Raw genomic sequence first — 2913 nt, 5'->3', positions numbered from 1 at the left:
CAGCAGGGCCAGCGCGGCGAGCAACAGCAGGGAGCGCAGCGTGTTCATGCTCGTGCACCTCCGAGCAGGCCAGCGGGCCGGAAGGCCAGCACGAGGATCATCGGCAGAAACAAGATCACGTAGGCGAGATCCGGAACCAGTGCGATGCCGAAGGTGTAGATGAAGCCGATGATGAAGCTCGCGATGAAAGTGCCCATCAGGCTGCCGACGCCGCCGAGGATGACCACGATCAGCGCCAGGGGCAGCATGTCGGCGTCAAGCCCCGGATAGGCCGACAGCATCGGGCCGCCGAATGCGCCGCCGAGACCGGCGAGCATCGCGCCGAGGCAGAACACGCTGGTGAACAGGGCCGAGGCACRGATTCCGACCGCACGCGCCATGGGCATGTCGTCGACGCCCGCGCGGATGCGTGCGCCAAGCCGCGTGCGTTCCAGCAGCAGGTAGAGCATGACGGCGGCCACGAGTGCGACCCCGATCACGGCCAGTCGGTAGCTCGGAAAACTGAAGCCGAGCCATGATGTCGGGCCGCTAAGGAAACTCGGCGGCGAGACTGGGATCGGATCGCCGCCCCACAGCACCAAACAGAGATCCGCGGCGATGAAGGAGAGGCCGAGCGTGGCCAGCACCTGAGCCTGCGCGTTGCCCGAAAGCCGGCGCAGCACCAGGCGCTCGAACAGCCCGCCGATGATCGCGGTGGCGAGCGCAGCGAGCGCCACTGCCGCCGCGAAGCCCCAACCGGCGCGCGCCACGCTCGCGGCGACGTAGGCCCCGATCATGAAGAGCGCGCCGTGGGTGAGGTTGGCGATGCGCATCAGCCCGAAAATGAGTGCGAAGCCCGAGGAGAGCAGTAGCAGCAGGCTGCCGAGGGCCAGACTGTTGAGTGTCTGAGTCAACCAGAATTGCATGTTCTTGATGTCGTGGCCCGCCATGCCGATGCACGCGCGGGCCGTGACGCTCCGGTGTGGGTGTCAGGCGCCCAGATTCCTGGCGGGCGGCCAGTCGCGCGAATAGACCGGTTCTGCCAGGAATTTCTTCGGGTCGTAGGTCCAGAACTGGCTCACGTCCGGATAGGTCTCGATGATGCTGTTGACCAGGCGTCCGTCCTTGCGCCCGACGGTGCGCACGTAGACGTCGCCGACCACGTTGCCCCAGGCATCGAACTTCACCGGCCCGCGCGCGGTCATCGCGTTGGTTTTCTGCAGGGACGCGCGCAGCGACTCGCGGTCGAAGGACTGACCCTTCAAAGGCGCCAGGGCGGCGTCGAGCACCGAGGCGCTGACGTGCGTGCACGCGGCATAGAAGCCCGGGTCGTAGCCGTGCGCCTTGCGGAAGGTGCCCGCGAACTTCTCATTGATCGGGTTCGCAAGTTCTGCGGAGTACCAGTTGACCGTGACAATGCCCAGCGCCTCGTCGCCCATGTTGCGCAGCACCGCTTCATCGAGGGTCGTCATGCCTCCGACCAGGGCGAGCTTGCCGCGCAGGCCGTATTCGTTGAACTGGCGGATGAAGCGAAAGCCGTTGGAGCCCGCGAAGCCGAGGAACACCGCGTCCGCGTCTCGGCTGAGCTGGGCCAGGAAGGTGCCGTAATCCGGCGCCGTCAGCGGCGGGAAGAGCTTCTGCACGACCTTGCCGCCGGCTTCCTCGAACACGCGCTGAAATCCCGCCGTCATTTCGTGGCCATAGGCGATGTCATCGGCGACCAGCACCATGCGCTTGTACTTCAGCTTCTTCGCGCAGTAGTCAGCCAACGGGTGGGCGCACTGGGCCGACGTGGAACTGGCGCGAAACAGCCAGGGGTTGGCCTTGCGCTGGGTCATGTCCTCCGCCGCCGCGACCGGGAAGACCGGGATCTTGCGGGCGCGCATGTAGTCGTCGGTGGCCAAGGCCTCGAAGGCCGCCAGGGGACCCATGAGCACCTGCGCGCCTTCCCGCTCGACCAGTTCCTGGGTCTTGGTGCGGGCGCTGGACGGCACGCCGCCGGTATCGGCCACGATCAGTTCGACCTTGCGGCCACCGAGCCGCTGGTCATTGGCCGCCAGGTAGCTCTGAAGCCCGCGCTCCATGTCGATGCCGCCAGAAGCGAAGGGGCCGGTCTTGGCGGTGAGCAAGCCCAGGCGCAAAGGCTCGGGCGAACCCTGGCTGCGCACCAGGGATGGTACCGCCAATGCGGCGCTGGCGGTTGCTGCCGCTGCAACAAAACTCCTGCGATCCATTGTCATCTTGTCTCCGGTCTTGGTGGGGGTATTGGGTGAGGTGCGATCCGTCATCGCATCGTATTAACTGATCGAACGATCAATAATAATGGCCCAAAATTGGGAGATCAAGACACGTTTGATCGTGATGTGTCGGGGTTTACCCGCGTGAGGTGGCAGTTCGACCCTGGTCCGCTAATAATCGAGTGATCGGTCCTTGTGGGCCGGCGGGAGCGCAAGCGCCGCCCGTGACCAGCCGACCATTGCCAAAGACCCTCGATGACGCAACGCATCGCCAAGACAAACGAATCCGAGCAGGATGCCCCGATCAACCCCATGCAACGGCGGCGGCGTCTGGCGCCCGAGGACCGAGAGCACGAGATCGTCCAGTCCGCGATCAGCTTTTTCGCCAAGCATGGTTTCGAAGGCAGCACGCGCGACCTCGCGCAGCGCCTCGGCGTCTCACAGCCTTTGCTTTACCGCTACTTCCCGACCAAGGAAGCCCTGGTCGACCGGGTGTATGACGAGGTGTTTGTGCGGCGCTGGAATCCGGAGTGGGAAGAGTGGCTCGCGGACCGCTCGCATACGCTCGAAAGCCGCCTCAAGCGGTATCTGAAGGACTATGCGCACTTCGTCCTGCGTGGCGAATGGGTGCGCATCTTCATGTATGCGGGGCTCAGCCGCGCCGGAGTGAACCAGCGCTACCTGGCACGCCTGCGCG

3 protein-coding genes are annotated in these 2913 nt (G+C 65.2%); 1 reads left to right on the top strand and 2 read right to left on the bottom strand.

The annotated features are described in order from the left end of the window. Window positions 1-44 precede the first annotated feature (44 nt). Together AC1D2K_RS32865 and AC1D2K_RS32860 are read right to left on the bottom strand one after the other, a co-directional pair. Complete coding sequence (locus tag AC1D2K_RS32865; RefSeq protein WP_478094392.1) at window positions 45-905, bottom strand: branched-chain amino acid ABC transporter permease; 861 nt, start codon at window positions 903-905, stop codon at window positions 45-47. 63 nt (window positions 906-968) lie between these two features. After that, window positions 969-2219, bottom strand: coding sequence for an ABC transporter substrate-binding protein (locus tag AC1D2K_RS32860; protein ID WP_478094390.1), 1251 nt, complete (start codon window positions 2217-2219; stop codon window positions 969-971). A gap of 252 nt (window positions 2220-2471) precedes the next feature. On the opposite strand from AC1D2K_RS32860, the gene AC1D2K_RS32855 reads away from it, so the two are divergent. After that, on the top strand, window positions 2472-2913 hold a 442-nt coding region (locus AC1D2K_RS32855), incomplete at its 3' end, for a TetR/AcrR family transcriptional regulator (RefSeq protein ID WP_478094389.1).

This window comes from Variovorax sp. P1_H12_2 (assembly GCF_056405335.1).
Note: the sequence above shows the minus strand (reverse complement) of the source record. Positions and strands in the feature narration are given on the sequence as shown.